General features: G+C 34.8%; 23 protein-coding genes. 14 read left to right on the top strand and 9 right to left on the bottom strand.

Features of this window, described 5'->3' with window-relative positions; translation table 11 throughout:
- Positions 1-30 precede the first annotated feature (30 nt).
- Both ABH957_RS05050 and ABH957_RS05045 read right to left on the bottom strand, forming a co-directional pair.
- A complete protein-coding gene (locus ABH957_RS05050) occupies positions 31-480 on the bottom strand; it encodes an NUDIX hydrolase (protein WP_404456806.1) in 450 nt (149 codons plus the stop codon).
- A 17-nt stretch (positions 481-497) separates the two neighbouring features.
- The gene (locus ABH957_RS05045) at positions 498-1,337 is read right to left on the bottom strand and encodes a DUF2785 domain-containing protein (protein ID WP_404456808.1); all 840 of its coding nucleotides are present in this window, start codon (positions 1,335-1,337) and stop codon (positions 498-500) included.
- A 123-nt stretch (positions 1,338-1,460) separates the two neighbouring features.
- Here ABH957_RS05045 and ABH957_RS05040 point away from each other — a divergent pair, with 123 nt between their 5' ends.
- The 3 genes from ABH957_RS05040 (at position 1,461) to ABH957_RS05030 (ending at position 4,258) form a co-directional block, all read left to right on the top strand.
- The gene (locus ABH957_RS05040; RefSeq protein ID WP_002128297.1) at positions 1,461-2,183 is read left to right on the top strand and encodes a GNAT family N-acetyltransferase; all 723 of its coding nucleotides are present in this window, start codon (positions 1,461-1,463) and stop codon (positions 2,181-2,183) included.
- Between the two features lie 180 nt (positions 2,184-2,363).
- Positions 2,364-3,395, top strand: coding sequence for a tyrosine-protein phosphatase (locus ABH957_RS05035; protein WP_404456810.1), 1,032 nt, complete (start codon positions 2,364-2,366; stop codon positions 3,393-3,395).
- Positions 3,396-3,547: 152 nt separating this feature from the next.
- Positions 3,548-4,258, top strand: coding sequence for a YjjG family noncanonical pyrimidine nucleotidase (locus ABH957_RS05030; protein ID WP_404456812.1), 711 nt, complete (start codon positions 3,548-3,550; stop codon positions 4,256-4,258).
- A gap of 427 nt (positions 4,259-4,685) precedes the next feature.
- Here the strand turns inward: ABH957_RS05030 and ABH957_RS05025 are convergent, their stop codons facing one another.
- The gene (locus ABH957_RS05025) at positions 4,686-5,183 is read right to left on the bottom strand and encodes a DinB family protein (protein WP_002013992.1); all 498 of its coding nucleotides are present in this window, start codon (positions 5,181-5,183) and stop codon (positions 4,686-4,688) included.
- Between the two features lie 536 nt (positions 5,184-5,719).
- Here ABH957_RS05025 and ABH957_RS05020 point away from each other — a divergent pair.
- Positions 5,720-6,682 (top strand): tubby C-terminal domain-like protein, encoded by a 963-nt coding sequence (locus ABH957_RS05020; RefSeq protein WP_404456816.1) that lies wholly within the window; start codon positions 5,720-5,722, stop codon positions 6,680-6,682.
- A gap of 303 nt (positions 6,683-6,985) precedes the next feature.
- Here the strand turns inward: ABH957_RS05020 and ABH957_RS05015 are convergent, their stop codons facing one another.
- Positions 6,986-7,186, bottom strand: a complete 201-nt coding sequence (locus ABH957_RS05015) for a helix-turn-helix transcriptional regulator (RefSeq protein WP_002084410.1) — start codon at positions 7,184-7,186, stop codon at positions 6,986-6,988.
- The gene (locus tag ABH957_RS05010) at positions 7,174-7,533 is read right to left on the bottom strand and encodes a DUF3796 domain-containing protein (RefSeq protein ID WP_404456841.1); all 360 of its coding nucleotides are present in this window, start codon (positions 7,531-7,533) and stop codon (positions 7,174-7,176) included. The genes ABH957_RS05015 and ABH957_RS05010 overlap by 13 nt, the downstream gene beginning before the upstream one ends.
- A gap of 331 nt (positions 7,534-7,864) precedes the next feature.
- Between ABH957_RS05010 and ABH957_RS05005 the strand changes: the two genes are divergently transcribed.
- The 6 genes from ABH957_RS05005 to ABH957_RS04980 all read left to right on the top strand — a co-directional run bounded on the left by ABH957_RS05005 (position 7,865) and on the right by ABH957_RS04980 (position 12,943).
- Complete coding sequence (locus ABH957_RS05005; protein ID WP_002066080.1) at positions 7,865-8,059, top strand: hypothetical protein; 195 nt, start codon at positions 7,865-7,867, stop codon at positions 8,057-8,059.
- An 88-nt stretch (positions 8,060-8,147) separates the two neighbouring features.
- Complete coding sequence (locus tag ABH957_RS05000; RefSeq protein WP_002066081.1) at positions 8,148-8,873, top strand: ABC transporter ATP-binding protein; 726 nt, start codon at positions 8,148-8,150, stop codon at positions 8,871-8,873.
- Positions 8,866-10,530: a putative ABC transporter permease subunit gene (locus tag ABH957_RS04995; RefSeq protein WP_404456821.1), complete on the top strand. Its 1,665-nt coding sequence runs from the start codon at positions 8,866-8,868 to the stop codon at positions 10,528-10,530. Before ABH957_RS05000 ends, ABH957_RS04995 begins: the two co-directional genes overlap by 8 nt.
- A gap of 56 nt (positions 10,531-10,586) precedes the next feature.
- Positions 10,587-11,345, top strand: coding sequence for an SDR family oxidoreductase (locus ABH957_RS04990; RefSeq protein ID WP_404456824.1), 759 nt, complete (start codon positions 10,587-10,589; stop codon positions 11,343-11,345).
- Positions 11,346-11,681: 336 nt separating this feature from the next.
- Positions 11,682-12,407: a hypothetical protein gene (locus ABH957_RS04985; RefSeq protein WP_002185367.1), complete on the top strand. Its 726-nt coding sequence runs from the start codon at positions 11,682-11,684 to the stop codon at positions 12,405-12,407.
- Between the two features lie 248 nt (positions 12,408-12,655).
- A complete protein-coding gene (locus ABH957_RS04980; RefSeq protein ID WP_002013976.1) occupies positions 12,656-12,943 on the top strand; it encodes a hypothetical protein in 288 nt (95 codons plus the stop codon).
- Positions 12,944-12,997: 54 nt separating this feature from the next.
- Here the strand turns inward: ABH957_RS04980 and ABH957_RS04975 are convergent, their stop codons facing one another.
- Positions 12,998-13,456 (bottom strand): hypothetical protein, encoded by a 459-nt coding sequence (locus ABH957_RS04975; protein WP_016096650.1) that lies wholly within the window; start codon positions 13,454-13,456, stop codon positions 12,998-13,000.
- A 240-nt stretch (positions 13,457-13,696) separates the two neighbouring features.
- On the bottom strand, positions 13,697-14,071 hold the full coding sequence (locus ABH957_RS04970; RefSeq protein WP_016127314.1) for a winged helix-turn-helix transcriptional regulator: 375 nt from the start codon (positions 14,069-14,071) through the stop codon (positions 13,697-13,699).
- 109 nt (positions 14,072-14,180) lie between these two features.
- Here ABH957_RS04970 and ABH957_RS04965 point away from each other — a divergent pair, with 109 nt between their 5' ends.
- Positions 14,181-14,867, top strand: a complete 687-nt coding sequence (locus ABH957_RS04965) for an NAD(P)H-dependent oxidoreductase (RefSeq protein ID WP_404456829.1) — start codon at positions 14,181-14,183, stop codon at positions 14,865-14,867.
- Between the two features lie 84 nt (positions 14,868-14,951).
- Here ABH957_RS04965 and ABH957_RS04960 read toward each other — a convergent pair whose 3' ends face one another.
- Positions 14,952-16,625: an alkaline phosphatase gene (locus ABH957_RS04960; protein WP_404458287.1), complete on the bottom strand. Its 1,674-nt coding sequence runs from the start codon at positions 16,623-16,625 to the stop codon at positions 14,952-14,954.
- Positions 16,626-16,892: 267 nt separating this feature from the next.
- On the opposite strand from ABH957_RS04960, the gene ABH957_RS04955 reads away from it, so the two are divergent.
- A complete protein-coding gene (locus tag ABH957_RS04955) occupies positions 16,893-17,945 on the top strand; it encodes a pyruvate kinase (RefSeq protein WP_404458290.1) in 1,053 nt (350 codons plus the stop codon).
- Between the two features lie 363 nt (positions 17,946-18,308).
- Positions 18,309-18,590 (top strand): DUF1292 domain-containing protein, encoded by a 282-nt coding sequence (locus ABH957_RS04950; protein WP_003190466.1) that lies wholly within the window; start codon positions 18,309-18,311, stop codon positions 18,588-18,590.
- 195 nt (positions 18,591-18,785) lie between these two features.
- Here the strand turns inward: ABH957_RS04950 and ABH957_RS04945 are convergent, their stop codons facing one another.
- The gene (locus tag ABH957_RS04945) at positions 18,786-20,081 is read right to left on the bottom strand and encodes a histidine--tRNA ligase (protein ID WP_404458305.1); all 1,296 of its coding nucleotides are present in this window, start codon (positions 20,079-20,081) and stop codon (positions 18,786-18,788) included.
- Positions 20,082-20,423: 342 nt separating this feature from the next.
- Between ABH957_RS04945 and ybaK the strand changes: the two genes are divergently transcribed.
- Positions 20,424-20,900 (top strand): Cys-tRNA(Pro) deacylase, encoded by a 477-nt coding sequence (gene ybaK / locus ABH957_RS04940; RefSeq protein WP_097833175.1) that lies wholly within the window; start codon positions 20,424-20,426, stop codon positions 20,898-20,900.
- Positions 20,901-20,926: the final 26 nt, after the last annotated feature.

Raw genomic sequence — 20,926 nt, 5'->3', positions numbered from 1 at the left:
GATGAATTCCATCTTGGCTATATTAATAGTTCAATTCGACTTCCGAAAGTCAGTAATAATCTTCTCAATAACAGGAGGAAGATTACTAGGTAACTCATCTAGCGGAAAGAAGCGTAGTTCTTTCGATTCCGTTTGGTCGCATACAAGTTCACCATTGAATTCGCGGCAAATATAAACAACGAGTACACCATGTACTTGATCGCCGTTTGGATAGATTTGAAAGAAATCAGGTCCTGAGTATGTACGGAATAGTTCTGGATTTTTAATGATAAGTCCAGTTTCTTCATATACTTCTCGTTGTAAAGCGTCTTCTAACGTTTCGTTATATTCTAAGGCGCCACCAATAATGCCCCAGCGATTAAAATCTGTACGGAGCTGCAATAATATTTCATTTTTCTCATTCAATATAATGGCGTGTGATCCGATTAAAATGAGTGGATGATTTCCTACTAGATTTCTCATGTCTTCAATATAGCCCATATTTCTTCTCCTTATATTTAATAATAATTAGGCAGTTCTTTTAAAATTTTTTCTGTTTTACGTGCTGTAAATGCTAAGTTATGATCATCTTTTGTTCTAAAAAATAATGTGCGTAAAAAGATTTTAATGTTTGCGCATAAAATACAATACTCATTAAGGGAAAGGCGTTTTCTAATTTGAGGAAGCCTTTTTATTTTTTTATAAATAATTGAAATTAACTCATCTTGTGGGAAGTCATGATATAGCATAGATAGTAACGGTGTAACAATTCGTTCATCTTCATTATTATGAAAAAGATCCGATGGGATGAAAATTTTATTTAATAAACAATGAATTAATTCCTCGTACCATTCAAAGGTCGTATAGGAATTGTGAACAATTTCAGAAAAGGCATCAGATACGTGGGCAAGACAATGAGCCCATCCTTTATTTTCAATATAGCCTCGAAAATCCATTTCTAAGTTTGTGTATGTAATGAGTTTGTTTTTTATTTCTTCGATATCCTCCTCTGTAAAAAAGTAGTGCGAGTTAGCGAATTGGAGTATTAATGCAAGTAACGAAACAGTATAAGAACGAGTGAAAACCCCATCTGTAAGTGGGGAGTGAATGTCACAATATAAATACTCATCACTTAAACAAGTTTGTAGAAGTAATTTCAACTGATCATCCATAAGGAATTCATGATGAATGAAATGTGCAAAACATTTATATATAAGTTGGTAACGAACGTAACTATCAGTTGTTCCGATATACTGAAGCATATTGAGCGTTAACTCATTAATATCTATATGTTGCAGTTGCGTATAGTCATTTTGTTGTATAAGCTCTAACTGTTGTTGCAGCGCTGTAATATCCAATGGAGAACCTCCTCCGCACTTTAAAGATGCGATGTTTTCTAGTATTCTATATATTCAAGGACAATCCTGCTCATGCAAGGAGAACAAGTAGAAATTCGAGTATGACATAGATGAGGGAAGTATATGATGACTATAGAACAGTTAGAAAAACATTTTAAAATAAGAAAAAATGCTTCTTCTATAATGATAAAAGAAAATGATGCAGAGGTTTTTACAGAAGAGCAATTAGAAGAGATAATGCAATATTGCGTTGCTGAAGCTGAAAAAGATGGAATAGAAGAATTTCAATTTGAGATTTCTTCAAAAAGCCCAAATTATGATGTGTATAAGAAATGTTTCGAAACGTATTCATTTGAATATATTACTGAAAACATGATTGTATTTAAGGATATATATGAAGTGGAAGATATAAAAAGTGATATTGATTTTAAGCTTATTGAAGAGATGGGCGAAGACGCTTTTTATTCACTGTGGAATGAAGTGACGGGAGAACAAATCGATTATGATCAATTTGTAAATACGATGCTACAAGAAATAGGTGGGCAATGGAAAGAACATTGTTTAACAGCAAGTATCGATGAAGAGCCAATAGGAATTGTAATCCCGCATATTGAAAGAGGTACGTTAGAAGAAGGAAAACTTATGTATTTCGCAGTCGCTCCAAATATGCGAAATAAAGGGTATGAAGCAGCATTCTTTACAGGGGCAATGTTTGTCTTAAAAGAAATAGGCGCATCTTATTATATTGGCGAGACAAATGTACAAAACGAGTGGATGAAGGATGTCTTTGAAAAGAACGGATGTCAGCAGCTGAGCTCTACTGAGCGATATGTGAGAAGGTTTTAGAAGGATGGATGGCTTACTCTCTCGAACTCATTTAGCGGGAATCCGTGTACAACTTATGAACAAGTAAAAGAACTTTTTGCATGTTTGTAAGATAAAAAGAAAAATCGAAACGACAAAGTAAGCGTTCCTATAATACAATAGAGAAGGATTAGACTATACGAAGAAAGCGTTGGTGAAAGTATGAAGCAACAAAGAAATTGGCTACAAGCAACTGTAGAACGAAATGAAGATAATACGTTACATATAAAGTGGGAAAATAATATAGAAGAAGTTCGTATTTATTGGAGTACTTCACCAAATCATATTGAAGAAAATGGAGAATTACTTGTAACAGTAAGTGGGGATTCAGCATGTACAATTGAAAACCCGAGTGAAAATGAGCGTCCATATTTTAGACTAGTAGGAAGTAATGGACAAGCAGTGACAGTAGCTGAGCGTAGATTGCCATTACAAGGTGCGTTTAACTTCCGTGATATGGGAGGATATGAAACGACTGAAGGCCGTAAAGTAAAATGGGGTAAATTGTATCGTTCTGAAGAATTAGCAGGATTAACAGAATGGGATATCGAGTATTTACAGAAGTCGGGCTTAAAGTTAATTTGTGATTACCGTACAGATTTTGAAGTGAAACATAAGCCAAATCCAGATATTACAGGCGCTCGCCAAGTATGCTTACCAGTTATGCAAGACTTGGCGAAAGACTTGAATATAAATGAATTTTTCCAAGTTGGTGACCTTTCTATGTTAGGGAAACCAGGCGAGTATCTTGTGAAAATGAATCAAGATTTCGTAAGTGGTAATGAAGCATTCGTGAGCTTCTTAAACTTAGCGCAAAACCCGGAAAACTTACCGTTAGTAAACCACTGTACAGCTGGAAAAGACCGTACAGGATTTGGCTCAGCATTATTATTACTTTTACTAGGTGTACCGGAAAAAACAGTAATGGAAGACTACTTACTAAGTAACGGTTTCCGTGAAAAGTTAAATGAAAAAATGATGGCCTTTTTAGGTGCGAAATTACAGAACGACGAAAGTAGAGCAATATTAGGTGCAATGTTTGAAGCACGTGCTGAGTATTTACAAGCTGCGATTGATGAAGTTAAAAAGCAATATGGATCAGTGGAAGCATACGCTGAAAAAGCTCTTGGCTTTACGAAAGAATCGTTAGAGGAAATGAAAGTGTTATTGCTAGAAGATAAAGTGAAACTTTAATCAGTGGGGGGGCATCCCCACTGATTATTAGCCTTCACCAATCGGGCGTTAATGCGGGATAAATAATGAGGAGGGAGGCTGATTGGATTAGGCTCCTTTTATTATTGTTGCTATAATTAAGCTATGAGAATATAGGAATTGAGGCGAACATCATGAAATACAAAGTAATACTATTCGACGTAGACGATACATTATTAGATTTCCCTGAAACAGAAAGAAACGCATTACATAACGCGTTTGTACAATTTGGCATGCCTACAGGGTATAATAATTATCTTGCAAGTTATAAAGAGATTAGTAATGGATTATGGAGAGATTTAGAGAATAAAATGATTACGCTAAGTGAATTAGCGGTAGATCGATTTAGACAATTATTTGCTCTTCATAATATAGAAGTAGACGCGCAGCATTTTAGTGACGTATACCTTGAAAACTTAGGAAAAGAAGTACATCTTATAGATGGTGCAGTGCAATTATGTGAGAACCTTCAAGACTGCAAGTTAGGTATCATTACGAATGGATATACAAAAGTGCAACAATCTAGAATTGGAAATTCGCCTTTATGTAACTTCTTTGATTATATTATTATTTCTGAAGAAGTCGGCCATCAAAAACCAGTGCGTGAGATTTTTGATTATGCGTTTGAAAAGCTTGGGATTACTGATAAATCAAGTGTACTAATGGTTGGAGACTCGCTAACTTCTGATATGAAAGGCGGAGAAGATTACGGTATTGATACGTGTTGGTATAATCCGAGTCTGAAAGAAAATACGGCAGGCGTTAAGCCGACCTATGAAGTGGAGAACCTGCTACAAATTTTAGAAATTGCGGAAGTGGCGGAAGAAAAGGTAGTTTCATTTTAATAGAGTTAAGATTTTTCGATTAGTTGATATATATTAAGTTACGGTAGATATATTTGAAAAATCGTTCATATAAGTTCATATACTATGATATGGAACAAAAAAAGATGGTATCAAGTCAAAAAAATTTTACTGAAAAAAAACAAAAATAACACTAAATAATATATTTAGCTGTTTGTAATTGGTCATTACAAACAGCTAAAAAGAAACGATTGCCTCTTAGGATCCAAGCAATCGTTTTTTTATTTTTTTCGGAGATGAAATTTGTATTTTTATACCCTATCTCCATCAAGTTTAAAAAATGTTTGTTCCCCAGTAATGAAAAAAATGAATTTAATTCTCATAAATAACTGTAAAGTGGTAAAAATTTCGTTTTGGGTGTAATTCAAAATCTTAAGTTAATGGGCATGGGGTGGAACCCTTTCCTTGTTTAGACCGGATATCCGCCTGTTGGCGGTGGCCAAGCACTAAATAATCTGCGAATCAGCACAATTTCTCCTAAATGGTAGGAGTTATGAGATGCAATATTCCGTAGAACACCGCCAGGGGTTTCACCAGGCCATTCCTCCAATGTTTTGTCCAATTGAACAGTTTGGGCGATCGTGCATGCCTGTTCAATCCCTTGAAGAAAATACTGAATAATCTGTTGCCACTCTTCCTCACTGCCAGGGCATTCTTCTTCAGGCCAGCTCTCTTTTACATGGGCAGGCAATGCAGGCTTCTTCCCCTGAGCGGATAATAAGAGAAAATCTTGCCAATAGGTCATGTGTTTCACTAATTGATAAATAGAATAAGGCAGTTCCTCTCTGCGTTTTCCCGCAAGCGCCACGTCTATATCCGACAAAGCATTCTTGATGGGAAGATGTCCTCGTTCTCCTCTTAAAGATTTTACTAATGCCTGGCTAAATGCTTTATTTGATTGCTCCATAATAACTGACTCCCATCCTGTTTTATTTTCTAATTTGCTGATTTTATGATTCCGTCTTTTTTATATGTACTAAATAAATTATAGAAGCTTTACGACTATTAAGAGAAAGTAAAATAAGGCAAGAATCACTGACTTCTTAACGTACAGGAAATCGTAGGTTTTTATTTGATTAGTACCTTAATGTACAATTGTATTAACAGATAAATCAAAGGTTCGAATGACAACATTCAGGTCTGCGTTAATGTCAGCCACTTTTGATTTTAGCTTTTCCGATCCCTCCTGAATTTTATCCAATTGATTTTATTGTGAATGAACTATGAGTTGATTATAATAATTAGAGTGAACTCTAAGTCAAGAAAAAAATAATAAAAGGATAGTTATTCTATTATGAGGGAGTTCGCGAAGCAAAAATAGCGCTACTATACTAAGGTCTTTCACGTGTTATAATTCGATAATTAAATATTCATATATACATAGTTTCTCAGAGTGATGCGATGTCATGTATGAGCTGTGTAACAACTAGAGGTGAGTGAAGGATGTTAACGTTTTTATTTGAGTTAGACAAGGCTATTCCAAAGAAGGATGAGGCACGGTATGTTGCTTATGCAAATGGCTTTATCGAAGGGGATTTAACGATTTGTGTGGGTGACAGCGTATTTTTTCAGAAGTCATGCATGAAGGTTGCAGAGCTTGGCATTTATTTAGGACAGTGGATGGAACAAGTTCAACATGGGCAGAAAGAACAATTGAATTATGAAACGAGTGACCGTGAGGAAGTAATTCTCGGATTCGTATATGAAGAGGAAGATCAGTGGAGAGTTTTTTCCAGTTGGCAGCAATTTGAACTTCAAGAGCGTATATCAACTACAACATTAGTAGAGAGCGTTCAACGCTATTTGTATGAACTAAATAAGGAACTGCGTGTGATAGAATATCCTGTGACATTTGATCAGTACTTAAGAGGAGAGCGAATGATGCAGCTTTCTTATAAACGACTGTGTGATAGTAAAGCGGATACGACTTCGATAGAGGTTTACAATGGAAGCGAAGGAGTAGGCGCAGTACGGGGCTATTATAAAAATACGTTGATGAAAGTGCTAGACTTCATTCCGAAAGTCGGTAGTAATATCATTTATGAAATAAAGGATAGTAAGAACAATATTCGCGTCATTGCAAAGGATGTAAGTAGGCAGCGTCAAAGAAGGATTTTAGTAACGTACATCGATAATAATGATGCAGAGCATGAAATACTTGTATGTGACGGAAAGTTATTGGATGCAAATTTCTTATTTACTTTTACATATAAGACAGAAGAATATGTTGTTCACAAAAATTCACTTGGGATTGGAAAGCTATTACGAAAGGGCTATGTAATCGCAGATTGGAATATTCGTCTTGAGGAAGATATGTATTACATCGAGATGAATGTATATGATGAGGATTATATAGAGGATCAATACTTACTGTTAGGCGTATTTCATGCGGTTTTGTATGGGTGATAAAGTGAAACTTTAATCAGTGGGGGTCTTATTGCCCGTAAATAGTGGGATAAATGAGAAGTACCGGTATTCTTCATGGAAAGAATACTGGTATTTTTTATGTGGTTCTGGAAAAAGTACGGTATTTTCGTTGCAACATACTGGTCACTTTGATGAATGTAGTGATAAAAACCATAAAAATAGGCGTATCAAGCAAAGTGTTGATACACCTTAAAACTACATTGTTAAACAACATGCGTCATCGTGTAGTATACCTTTTATTACTGTAGATTCAGTCTTATATATTAAACTTGGTGCTCTTTATTAATCTTCAAAAATAAAAACCTCATCAATCGTACTATGTAGTGCCCTCGCTATATCGTGAGCAAGCTGTAAGGAAGGGTTATACTTTCCTTTTTCAAGATGGCTAATCGTTTCACGACGTACACCAACCTTTTTCGCTAAATCTTCCTGCGTCATATGTACTTTGGCACGATATTCTTTTATCTTCGTTACGAACGCCATGGTGCATCTTCCATTTCATCAACTGGTTTATCGTAAAAGAAGATAGAGAATCCGAATGTAAGAATGAGTGTGCTGAAAATAAGAGCAATATCAATCTCTTGTAGTGTAGGATTCGGAAATAACATTTCAATAAACATAATGATAGCGGTAGTTAATAACGTAACGATAAAGGCGTTGCGGCAAGATTTATTGACAATTTGTTCAAAAAGCTCATCGTGATGAACTTTTCTATACGTCGTGAAAAAGGAGAAAAAACAAAACATAGTAAACAATCCTTTTTCATAAAAAAATCCGAGAAACCCAAAGAAACCGAGAAATCCTAAATATTTTATCCAAGTCGTTTTTATGATAGATTCTCCTTTCGATGTTAGAAATAAAGTGAAACTTTAATCAGTGGGGGGTGTTCATCCCCCACTGATTATTAGCCTTCACCAATCGGGCGTTTACGGGCAGCAGGGCTCCCACCTAACTTCTTTGCTCCAGCCGAATTTTGAGGTGGGAGTCTTACTGTCAGTTAATGCGGGATAAATCACTATATGTTATAAATATATCACATATGGAAATTCATAGTAATAATAGTTTTACGATTTATTTCATAATAATAGTAAAAAAGGTTAAATATTCTGTAAAATAAAAAGGGAAATATCGTAAAATGGATGTAAGGAGGGGGAGGAAGAAATGTTAACTGGGATAATGATTGTTATATTACTTGTAGTTATTACTGTAATTGGAACGGTGTTAATTGGGCGAAATGGTGATGCGAATTATAGTAAAGCGACAACAGGAAATATTAAACGACTTACGATGATTTATATAATACTAGCCGTTGTTTTAATCGTTGGATTAGGAATTTATATTTATTTTAAAGGTTGAAAAAACTGAAAAATATAAAAATCTAAAAATATAAGTATGCTATAATGTTAATATAGTTAATTGGTAATTAAGGAAAGGATTGGATGTAATGATCGAAATTTTGAATGTGTCAAAAAGTTATAATGGATCTAACTATGCAGTAAAAGATTTAAGTTTATCTGTACCGAGCGGAGAAATCTTTGGGTTTTTAGGACCGAATGGTGCGGGTAAATCAACGACAATTAAGATGATTACTGGTATTCATGGGGTGGACAAAGGAACCATTACAATCAACGGTAAAGATATTATGAAAAATCCGATGGAAGCGAAGAAAACATTTGGCTATGTTCCAGATAGCCCGGATATGTTTTTACGATTAAAAGGGATTGAATATTTAAACTTTATGGCTGATATGTATGAAGTACCGAAGGAAGTAAGACAAGAACGAATAGAGTCATTAGCGAAGAAGTTTGATCTGTACAATGCTTTATCTGATCAAATTCAAAGTTATTCACACGGTATGAGACAAAAGATTGTTATTATCGGTGTGCTTGTACATGAACCAGATGTGTGGATTTTAGATGAACCGTTAACAGGTCTTGATCCGAAATCTGCATATATTTTAAAAGAAATGATGAGAGAACATGCTGATAAAGGGAAGATTGTATTTTTCTCGACACACGTATTAGAAGTAGCTGAAAAAATATGTGACCGCGTCGCGATTATTAATAAGGGAAATCTTCAGTTTAAAGGGAATTTAAATGAAATGAGAGATCATTTTGAATCCAATGAATCACTTGAAAAAATGTTCTTGGAGATGACGGGCAATGAGTAAAATTTGGACGTTAACGAAAGTATTATTGAAATTAAATTATGCAGATTTCATAACAGATAAAAAGAAAAGATGGGCGTATTTATTTTCATTTGCAGCCATTTTATTTGTAGGTTTTTTAATATTCGGTTCGATGACCCATGGAATATATGCAGGAATGATACACCTCGGACAGGATCCAGGAATTGTTATTGCGATGGGATTAGCAGTTGCTAGTATATGGGTATTTTTGATGAGTATTATGAACATTTTAACAGTGTTTTACTATAGTAATGATGTTGAAATGTTGCTACCGTTACCGTTAAAACCAGCGCAAATTATTTCGGCAAAGTTCTTTACAGTGTTAATTACACAATACGTAATGAGCTCGTTTATTTTATTGCCTATCTTTATTACTTACGGTTTAAAGAGTGGTGCTTTCATTACATATTACATTTATATGATTGTCATTTACTTATTCTTCCCGATCATTCCGCTAGTTTTAGCTTCGTTAATTATGACAATTATTATGAGGTATACGAATATAGCGAAAAATAAAGATCGAGGAAGTATATTTATTGGAATCGTAAGTATACTATTTATCGTCGGAATCAATGTATTTATGCAATGGAGAAATAAAAGTGCAGTATCTGGAGCTGGAGATTCAGTTGCGAATTATCTTACAAATAATCAATCCTCCCTTTTCATACAAATGACAAATTATTTTCCAACTACATATTTTGGTGCAATGGGATTAGTAGAAAATGCATCGTGGAAGGGAATATTATACGTACTAATATACATTCTTATTTCTATCGCATTTTTCGGTTTGTTTTATTACATTGCAGAGCGTACATATTTAAAAGGGGTTATTGGACTTTCAACGAGTACAGCAAAGAAAGAGGTAATTTCAGCAGAAGGTTTACAGAAATCAACAGTACAAAGTTCTCATTTAAAAGCATATGTGAAAAAAGAATTTAAAACGTTATTCCGTACGCCACAATTTTTCTTAAATTGTATTGTGCAAACTTTCGTTATGCCAATTATGCTGTTCTTTGTTTTGTTTGTACAAGATGGAAATTTAAAATGGATTACAGGGTATATTGATAATCCAGAATCAGCAGGTTTCGCAATTGGTGTGGGCCTTTGTGCATCCTTATTTTTAATGGGGAGTAACGTTATTGCAACAACGTCATTCTCACGAGATGGAAGCTCTTGGTTTGTGAATCGTTACTTACCAGTAAAGGCTTCGGATATCTTTTTTGCGAAAGCGATAACGGCCTGGTTAATTAATGTAGTCATTTTAGGAGTATTCGGTATTACAATGGCAGTTGTAGCAGGTATTTCGCCAGTCTTCATGATACTTTGGTTCTTACTAAGTGCGAACGGTTTATTGTTAATTAATTTAATCGGTACACGCTGGGATGCACAAACTGCAGATATTCATTGGGATACAGAACAGAAATTATTTAAAAGTCGATATACAACTTTGTGGAATTTTTTAGCTAATATTTTAATAGCTTTAGTTATTGTAGCGGGTGTAAGTGTATTATACTTCTTCCTTCAAGTAGGACTTTGGATTATGTTTATCGTTTTATTTGTAATGTTTACGATTGTAAATTATATCTTTATTAAAATTTTAAAATTAGGCGCTGAGCGTATATTGTCAAATATTAATTAAAAAGGTAGATCCTCTGTATTCGTGCAGGGGATTTATCCATAGATGGAGGAGAAAAGGTGAAGAAAATAGCAATTGTAACAGGGGCAACTCGTCTGAATGGAATTGGTGCAGCTGTATGCAAGGTGCTTGCTCAAAATGGGATAGACATTTTTTTCACGTACTGGCCTCGGTATGATAAAGCGATGCCATGGAGAATGAATGATCAAGAGCCCTTTTTGTTGAAAAAGGAAATTGAAAGTTACGGCGTTCGATGTGAAATGGCAGAAATAAACTTATCGCAGTCTTATTCGCCTAATCGTGTATTGTATATGGTATCAGAACGTTTAGGGGATCCATCTATTCTTATTAATAATGCGGCGTATTCTACTCATACGAAAATTGAAGAGTTAGATGTAGAACAGCTAGATAAACATTATACGGTTAATGTTCGTGCTCCTATGCTATTAAGTTCATTATTTATTAAACATTTTTCACTTAAAACGAGTGGAAGTATTATAAATCTTACTTCTGGGCAGTCATTAGGCCCGATGCCAGATGAACTAGCATACGTAGCAACGAAAGGAGCAATAGAAGCATTTACAAAGTCAGTTGCACCAGTTGCTATGGAGAAGGGGATTACAGTCAATGCTGTTGATCCAGGACCGACGAATACAGGATGGATTACAGAGGAATTACAGCATCATTTAGTATGGAAATTCCCGCAAGGAAGAGTTGGAGAACCGGTGGATGCGGCACGCTTAATTGCTTTTTTAGTAAGTGAAGAAGCGAAGTGGGTTACTGGGCAAGTCATTCATTCGAACGGTGGTTATTCATAAAAATATTATGTTAACAATTGTTGAGAAATAAAAAAATTAGTAATTATTTTGTTTTTTGTATAAATAAAATGTCAAGAAAGATAAAAAATTGATAGGGGAGTATGTTGTCATTTGTAGATTGTAAATCTTCATGTGACAACATACTCTTTTTCTTTTGCTACAGAGGAGGAAAATGTAGTAGAAAAAACTCGAATATTAAAATGAATTTATCGTTTTTTGTACGTATTATTATGAAGATTACTGTCGGAAAGATGGTGATTCGTATGAAAAGGGATTTTTTAAGGGGAAATAGAATCGTAAAGAGAAGGATAAAATTGTAAACATAGGGGGATTTTTATGAAAATGAAAAAGGTCGCTATCGCATCAGTAGCAATTGGTACAATGCTTACAATGGCAGCTTGTAGTACCTCCACAGATAAAGATGCAGCGAAGAAGGATCAGGCAACTGCACAAAATGAAGAGCAATCGAAAACGACAAGTGCAGATGAAGCGTCAAAAACAACGAAAGATACTGAAAAAGACACAAATACTTCTTCGAATGAAAAAACAGATAAGGATGCAAAAAATACAAAGGAATCATCAGGAACAGAAAGTAACGGCAAAACAACAAAAGAAAAAGAAACGACAGGAAAAACGAATGATCAAACTACTAGCGGAAAAACAACAGATCAAAGTACAAGTACAAACAACAACGGAAAAACAACAGATCAAAGTACAAGTACAAACAATAACGGAAAAACAACGAAAGATCCGAAGAAAAGCGTCGCTGTGAAAACAAATGTAAAAGAAGTCGTTACATTAATTGAAAGCTTGGACAAGCAATTAGCTGCAAATCCTAAATTAGAAACAGTTAATAAACTTGGAAAACAAATTAATGAGAAGTGGGATGTCATTGAAAAAGAGTTAGAAGCATCACATCCGACTGAATATAAAACAATTGGCCAAAGTATGTATCCGTTAATTGTAGGAGCGGAGAAAGAAAAGATCGATATTAATAAAATGAAGTCATTAACGACGAAAACGAAAAAAGATTTAAATCAATTATTAACGAAGCTTTCATAGTTTCAAAAGCCTACTCGTGTGAGTAGGCCTTTTTAGTTTGTTGTACATTCTCGTTGGGTGTTAAGAAATAAAGACTTCATTTAAAAGGAACATCACAATGATAAAAAAGAGTGATAACTATTAAAGATATTTTTTGATAGGAAGTCATATAAAACGCTCCCTTGTATTTATATTTGCAATTTAGTAGTTTTTAAAGTTCATTATTTTCTACAAAAATTTCATTTTGTAGAAAAGGGGAATGGATTGATATGTACGATAAAGAGGAAGTTTATGATGAAGAAATTGCACCGTTAATGCAGCAGATTCTTGAAATCTGTAAAAGAGAAGAACTTCCAATGGTAGCTCAGTTTTATCTCGCTGAAGAGTCGCCATATGATGAGGAGTCAGTTACACCATTATATTGCACATCAATTATTATTCCTGGTGATCGTAACGATGAGGAAGGTATCCAACAATTGCAGGATATTGACGAGGTAATGAAATATGGAAAGAATGGTCCTCCATACTTTATGGCAGCAACAATACGAAAAGAATAGAAGAGCAGCTAGCAAAAGCTAACTGCTCCAATCGGTAATATTATTCCAAAAGTACTATTTTTCAAACTCGTCTAGTGCTCTTGCAGCAATTTTGACTTTAGAAAATGCACCACTGTTATTTTTAAATACAATCTGGTATTTACCATTAGGAAGCCAATCAGACCACTCAGTACTAAATTCATTAATAGTTTGTTGTCCAGGTGTTAACTTTCCGTTTGATAACCATCCACCTTTAGAATTATATAAATCATAACTGAAAGTTTCATTACCAATATTTTTAAGGAAAACTCTTAGATCCTTCCCGCCTTCATGGTGAAATTTGTAAATTCCTGAACCGTAAAAAGCGAATTCTTCATTAGCCTCTAAAGCATATTGAACTGGTGGAAGTTGCACTTGATTAGACTCAGTACTTGCAGGACTTACCTTTGTTTCTTCGGTTGCCGCGAATGTTGAAGTTTGACCTAAGCCGATAAGAGATGCAGCAATTACAGGGATAGCTAAGAATTTTTTCAAGACAAACACTCCTTATGGTTTTTAATTGAGATTTGCTCTCAAACACATAACAACCAATTAAGGTGAATAGATTAATAGATAAATATTATGTTTTACAAAAGTAAGCAATAATTTACAAATAACGCAACATATTGACAAAAAGTTAAATAAAATAATCCTTTTACTCAAAAAAAATCGCCTGTATACTAAGAGGCAATCTTTTTTGAGTTGTTTGTAATGGCTAATTACAGGTTTTAAATACTATTTATTGTTATCTCTACTTTCCAAAACCTGCTCCATATTATTAGTCGCCCATTCCATCATTAAAAGGATAATTGGACGTAATGACTCGCCAAGTTCAGTTAACGAATATTCTACTTTAGGGGGCACTTCACGATATACCTCCCGATGTACGATGCCATCTGCTTCAAGTTCTCTAAGTTGAAGTGTTAACATTCTTTGGGTGATATTAGGTTTTAATCTTTTTAATTCATTAAATCGTTTCTTACCATCTAATAAATGATAAAGAATAACACCTTTCCATTTTCCGCCAATAACCTCGACCATAGCTTCTACTGGACAAGAATATTTATTTAAAAATGGATAATTTACATCATCTTCTTTTGAACTAATCATAAAAAGACTCTCCCTTAACAATAGTATCTTTTTTGATACTATAGCACATAAATGTGCGTACTTGTAACGTTGATACTTAAAAAATATAATTTAGTTGAGTAATAAATTAATGAAAAGAGGATTTTTTATGACTAACACAAAACAAAAAATTATAGAAGCTTTTAACTTTAGACATGCATGTAAAGAATTTGATCCTATGAAGAAAATTTCAGAAGATGATTTTAAATTTATTTTAGAAACAGGAAGATTATCTCCTTCTTCTTTTGGATATGAGCCTTGGAAATTTATTGTGGTACAAAATAAAGAATTAAGAGAAAAACTATTACCATATTCATGGGGAGCAGGTGGGCAACTTTCAACAGCAAGTCATTTTGTCATTGTTCTTTCAAGAAACATCAAAGATATGCACTATGATGCAGAGTATATTCAGCACATGATGAAAGATATTATTGGATTGCCTGAAGAAGCCCAACAAATGAGATATGAATTCTTCAAAAAATTCCAAGAATCGGATTTTAAATTGTTAGACTCCGAACGTGCTGTATTTGATTGGTCATCAAAGCAATCTTATATTGTTTTAGCTAATATGATGACTAGTGCAGCTCAAATCGGTATTGATTCTTGTCCAATGGAAGGATTCGATAAAGAAAAAGTAGATTCTTTACTTCGTCAAGAAGGAATTTTAAAAGATGATAATCTTGAGGTATCAGTTATGGTTGCATTCGGATACCGTAAAGGAGAACCAAAATTTAATAAAACAAGACAAACTATGGATACTATTGTTGAATGGATTTAATAAGATAAATTTGTATCCATATAACGAAAAAAACGCTACCCTTTCTATAGAAAGGATAGCGTTTTTTTATGTCTGTTTTTAAATTTAGCGAGAATGCTTTGTGAATAGTTGAATTGCTTTTTCAGGGACATAGAATTTCCCGTTGCTTTCTACAACGATGCCTCCTAATTCATAATCTTTCCCACCAATATAGATAATGTTTTTATTAACAAACAATTTGGCCGCCGTATTATTGCGTTTTACTACAAGCACCGGGTTTCGTACATCTTTTTTGTCAATCGTTACAGTTGCACCAATTTGTTTAAAGGATGTTTCAGCATCTAAGAATAATTTCTTAGATAATTCTCCTAATTGAAAGCCCATTGCTTTGGCCATTATTTTCGCAACGTCTGTATTTTGGACTAAACCGTATGGCTTTTGAGGACCGTAAGAGTATAAGAATACATCTTCACCCGTATGACCACCAGTTGTAAAACCGATGTTCGCACGGTTGGCCAATAATTTAGTAAGGATTGGACCTACATCAGCTTTCTTATGTGCAGCGTTTAACTTTTCTCTTTCATCCTCAGTTAGGTCGTCTAAACCGTAAAGAGCAGCGACCTCTTTTATATTAGATAAATCATCTTTTAGTTTATTTGTAGCACCTTCAAGTGTCATTTTCGCCTTTTTCAGTGGGGCAATGTAAGCTGATACTGGTGTAGTATCATAGCCTTTTGTGGTATTGCTGTTACCAATGGAAATACCGCTATTACCATGATCCGCTAAAGCAATGACCATAGTGTTACCGTCTTTCTTCGCAAATTCTAATGCTTCTGTAACTGCATCATCAAATGCCAATACATCGCTAATCATCCCGATTGGATCATTTGCATGTGCTGCCCAATCTGCCTTACTACCTTCTACAAATAAGAAGAAACCATCTTTATCTTTTGATAATGTTTGAATTGCTTTTCTCGTCATCTGGGAAAGAGTTGGCTGCTTAGGATTGGTTATTCTACGATCCATATCGAACGCAAGGGCAGTATTAGAGAAAGAACCCCAGATTTTATTTGATTTGGAGTTTAATAACGCATCTTTTGTTTCGACAAAGTCGTACCCTTTGTCTTGTATCACTTTTACTAAATCTTCGTTGTCTTTACGAATTCCGTTGCTTGTCGTAGGCTGAAGTGCTGCTTTTCCACCACCTAATACAACTTCTATATTTTGATACACTTGCTGTTCACCAAGTACTTCGAAATCTTTACGGTTAACGTGGTGGGCAGAGAAACTAGCCGGAGTAGCATGTTGAATTTCTGATGTAGCAATGATTCCTGTCGCGCGGCCGGAACGTTTTGCGCCTTCTAAGACGTTGGCAACTGGACGAAACTTGCATTCTTCTTTCACTGGTTCTAAGCCAGGTGAATTCACAACAGAAGGTAATACGCCCACGTAGCCTGAATTTGATTTATTTCCTGTCGCTAAAGCTGTGGCTGCTGGTGCAGAGTCCGTAATAGCCGATTCTGCTGAGTATGTACGAACACCTCCGGATACAATTTGATCTAGCGCAAGAGGTGAACCTTTGTACCACCGGGCTAATGTTGTAGCAGAAGAACTTGTCCCATCTATAACCATGAAAATCACATTTTTAGGTTGCTTTCCTGCTTTTTTTACCTCAGCTTTTACCTCATTATCGTTCATTATGATTCCTGTTGCTAATGTAAATAGTGCTACCGTTCCCGCTAATGTTAGTCCCATTATTTTTTTTCGAAGAGTAGTCATTGTGGTTCCTCCATAGGTCGTTTTCGATATCCCAATCTAACGTTCGTATGTAAACAAGATTTATTATTAGTAGTACCCCATTGCAACGAAACTAACAATAACGATTGAGTCAAAATGTTGGGCACAAAAAGTTAAATTAAAGCTATTTCTTCAGCAAAATATTCTCTTCAAATAAAACCTCTTTGCACCCTTAGTTACACGGTCTTTCCTATAAAAAGAATCTTCTCTTTATTTTATGGGAAACATTTAAAAAAGGATGGTGGGGACATGACAATTGATCGAGTTTGTACAATTGGGCCAGCGAGTAATAATGATGAAACGTTAGCGCAGTTAATAAACAATGGTATGAAAATTGTTCGGTTAAATTTATCACATGGTACGCATGAAAGTCATAAAGACATCATTCGTTTAGTAAAATCGTTAGACGATTCTATTAAAATTCTAGGGGATGTACAAGGTCCTAAAATAAGATTGGGTGAAATGAAAGAAGAACAAATTACACTTGAAGCAGGGGAGTTATTTACTTTATATACCAATCCAGTGCAAGGGAATAAAGAAGAAGCAAGTGTTGATTATGTGGGGATTGCGAATGACGTAAAAGTTGGAAGTAGAATTCTTATTAATGATGGAGAAGTTGAGTTAATCGTTGAAAAGATAAGTTCGGAAAAAATAGAAACAAGAATAAAAACAGGTGGCAATATTTCCTCTCATAAAGGGGTGAACTTACCAGGTACAATTGTTAGTTTGCCAGCTATTACGGAGAAAGATAAAAAAGATATTCAATTTCTTCTAGAAGAGGAAGTTGATTTTATTGCGTGTTCTTTCGTTCGAAAACCTAGTCATATAAAGGAAATACGAAGTTTTATACATGAACATAAAGAAACTTCCCCAAATTTAATTGCAAAAATAGAAACGCTGGAAGCAATCGAGAATTTTCAAGACATATGCAAAGAAGCGGATGGCATTATGATTGCAAGGGGAGATTTAGGTGTGGAATTGCCGTATCAATTTATTCCACTGTTACAAAAAATGATGATTCGTGAGTGCAATCGAACGAATACATATGTCATTACAGCGACACAAATGCTTCAATCTATGGTAGATCATTCTATTCCTACAAGAGCTGAGGTGACAGATGTATTTCAAGCTGTATGGGACGGGACGAATGCTGTTATGCTTTCTGCTGAAAGTGCGTCAGGAGATCATCCAATCGAAAGTGTGAAAACGTTACGTCTCGTTTCTGAATTCGCTGAGCATGTAAAAAAAGACGGTCCTTTTGCGATGAAAGATGTATTGGAATTGCTGCATAAGTCTCTTTAGTTTATATAGAAGGATTTATCTCTCATCCTAAAAACGTACGGAAAGGAATCAGGATAGGAGGTGCTATTTTAGTATTTACTTACAGATTGAAAGGTGGCATTCCATCTGCCTATATGAAAGAATCATTATGGGACATGGAGGTCTTTCGGAAATCTAAAGAAGGATTTTAAATTAATTAATCCAATTATCTCATTTAAAATATGTTCATTCCTATTCATAAATGATATCCTTATAGTTGAATACTTTTGCTGAATCAGCAAGAATTTGTTGTTCTTTCTGTATGAATTCAACTTTTTTATGGAAAGATATGTTAGTAAGTGTGCAATTTGAACGTTTTATTTTTTAGAGTATGATAGGAGGAGAATGAATATGGAAGCAATTGAAGTAGGCGAAATTTTTAGTCTTACCGATGAGAATAATGAAGAACAGGAAGTTGAAGTGCTTGGAGCGATGGATGTCGAAGGTGCAGAATACATTGCGGTTGCCTTTGTAGAAGACATTCAAACAGAAACTGAGGAAGACATTGATATCTTCTTTTTAAAAATAGAAGAAGATAATGAATTCTCATACATAGAGAATGACGAGGAATTTGAAAAAGTATCTGCGGCGTTCGAGAAGATTATGGACGAGCAAGAACAAGAATAATAATAAAAAGAGTTAGACAAAAAGAGGGAGATGCATATTTGCCCTCTTTTTTTTATATGGTTGAAAATCATATTTATATCAATCGATAATTATATTATGTAAACTAAATGGTTTTTAATCCCGCTATTTGTGGGCAGTAAAAGCCTTCACTTTATTTCTTCACTAGAAAAACCACCCAAATGAGGGTGGCGCTTATTATATATAGTTATTAAATGTGTTATTTTCCAAGGAAGAGAGGGGAATCTTCACTTCAGTACCTTCCTTCATATTACGCAATACAACTGTTTCTGTAGATAGTTCCTCTTCACCAATTATTAGTACATACGGGATATTTTCTTTATTGGCATAATTAAGGGCACGTTTCAATTTACGTCCGGCTAGTTCAAGTTCGATTTTTAAGGAAGTAGTAGAACGCAATTGCTGGGCGATTTGTAAACATTGTAATTCTGTCCCGAGTGGAATGATAAAAAGATCTGCTGTAGATGATGTTGTTGCTTTCTGTGATAGAGCTGTATAAATGACATCTAATCCGAATGAAATACCGACTGTTGGATAGTTCATATTATCACCACGGAATGCTCCGATGATATTATCGTATCGACCACCGCTACCGATGCTAGATGTAATGCTAGCGTCTTTTAGAAAGATTTCATACACAGTGCCTGTATACATTGTGAGTCCTCTTGCTAAAAACGGATTGAATATCGTATTTTCATTTATTCCGAGAGCGAGTAAGTATTGCTGTAGTTGTTGTAGCTCCTCTACTCCATCGGCGACAAGTGTATTATTGAAAGTGTCTTTAAAGTCGGCAATAGGGAGCTTTAGGCAAGATAAAACAGTATTACATATGGTATCGGCCATTTCTACAGTAATCCCGCGCTCCAATACATCTTTTCGTACACCATCAATCCCAATCTTTTCGATTTTATCCAATGATAAAATTACGTCACTCGTTAATTCGGTAGGGATGTTAATAGACTGGAGAATACCATTTAATAATTTTCGATTATTATATTGAATCGTTACTTCTAAGTTTAACGTTCGGAATAGTTCAAACGCCATGCTCATGAGTTCAGCTTCCGCCATGACTGATTCTACACCGACTATATCAACGTCACATTGAATGAACTCACGGAATCTTCCTTGTTTAATTGGCCCATCTCGAAATACTTTTCCAATTTCATATCGTTTAAAAGGAAGGCGGATATTTGGGTTCATCGCGACAACTTTTGCGAATGGAATTGTTAAATCGTAACGTAAGGCAAGGTCGCGTTTTCCTTGATCCTTAAGCGTATATATTTCTTTTAAAATCTCATCACCACCGCCGTACTTGTATGACATAAGTTCATACATATTTAACGTTGGAGTTTCTAAAGGTTTACATCCATATCGCTCAAACGTATCTTCACATGCTCTTTTAATTTTATTTCGCAGTACTTGTTCCTCTGGTAAATAGTCTTTTGTTCCTTTTACATTTTTCATTTCCACTATAATCACTCCTCTTTTAAATTAAAAAAAGCTATGCAGGTATAAAAATACCCACATAGCTTTATGAACGCTTCGTGGGTCAACAGGAATAGCCCTGTACCCACGAAGAAAAATTTTTCTTCGGATACACGGCGTTACGTATGATGATGAAGTTGGAAAGAAGTATTAAAAGTTCGCATTACAAATCTCTCCTTAACATAAGTTTTTCCAAATTATATCAGATGAATTTAGAAATATCAATATTTTCAGTTTTGGAGAATACGTGAAGTTATGTAGGAGAAATTGAAAAGAGTGTATAATAAAAGAAAACTTAATAATATGAAATAACTTTTTAAGGAGAACACTATGAAAAAAGATAAAACAAATGCGATGCGAATATTAGATAAAGAAAAAATTGAATATTCCATGATGTCATATGATCCGGACGATGGGAAAATTGATGGCGTATCAGTTGCCGAGAAAATTGGACGAGAAGTGAGAGAAGTATATAAAACGTTAATCGCTCAAGGGAATAGTAAAAATTATCATGTTTTTATCATTCCAGTAGATGAGGAACTAAATTTAAAAGCAGCCGCAAAAGCAGTAAGTGAAAAGAAGATTGAAATGATTCCTGTTAAAGATATTACGAAAGTTTCAGGGTATATTCGCGGCGGTTGTTCACCGGTCGGAATGAAGAAGTTATTTTCTACATGCATTGATGAGAGCGCACAAATACTTGAAACGATGATAGTAAGCGGCGGGAAAATCGGTATACAAATTGAGCTGAAAGTTGATGACTTGGCGAAAGTGACGAGAGCGCAGTTTGGTGAGGTAACGAAGTAAATATACATAGAGGAAGAAGTTCTAGT

The sequence above is a fragment of the Bacillus sp. RC242 genome (assembly GCF_044908245.1).
GTDB classification, from domain to species: domain Bacteria; phylum Bacillota; class Bacilli; order Bacillales; family Bacillaceae_G; genus Bacillus_A; species Bacillus_A mycoides.
The sequence above is the reverse complement of the archived record's forward strand: the minus strand, read 5'-3'. Positions and strand labels throughout refer to the sequence as shown.